The sequence below is a fragment of the Streptomyces sp. M2CJ-2 genome, from assembly GCF_016757295.1.
Lineage (GTDB): Bacteria > Actinomycetota > Actinomycetes > Streptomycetales > Streptomycetaceae > Streptomyces.
Genome location: NZ_JAESIF010000356.1, coordinates 1 through 220, shown reverse-complemented (window position 1 = coordinate 220; position 220 = coordinate 1). Strand labels below are relative to the sequence as shown.

Genomic DNA, 220 nt, shown 5'->3' with positions numbered 1-220 from the left:
CCGATCGAGGCGCAGGCACTGCTGGCCACGTACGGCCAGGGCCGCGAGGACGACGAGCCGCTGTGGCTCGGCTCGATGAAGTCCAACATCGGCCACACCCAGGCCGCCAGCGGCGTCGCCTCGGTGATCAAGATCGTGAAGTCCCTGGAGCACGGTGTGCTGCCGCGGACGCTGCACGTGGACGCGCCGTCGCCGTATGTGGACTGGTCGGCGGGTTCGG

At 70.0% G+C, this 220-nt stretch carries 1 protein-coding gene; it reads left to right on the top strand.

Annotated features, from left to right (window positions below; all coding sequences use genetic code 11):
* The coding region (locus JL475_RS39610; protein ID WP_368860265.1) for a hypothetical protein at positions 1 to 220 on the top strand (220 nt) is incomplete at both ends.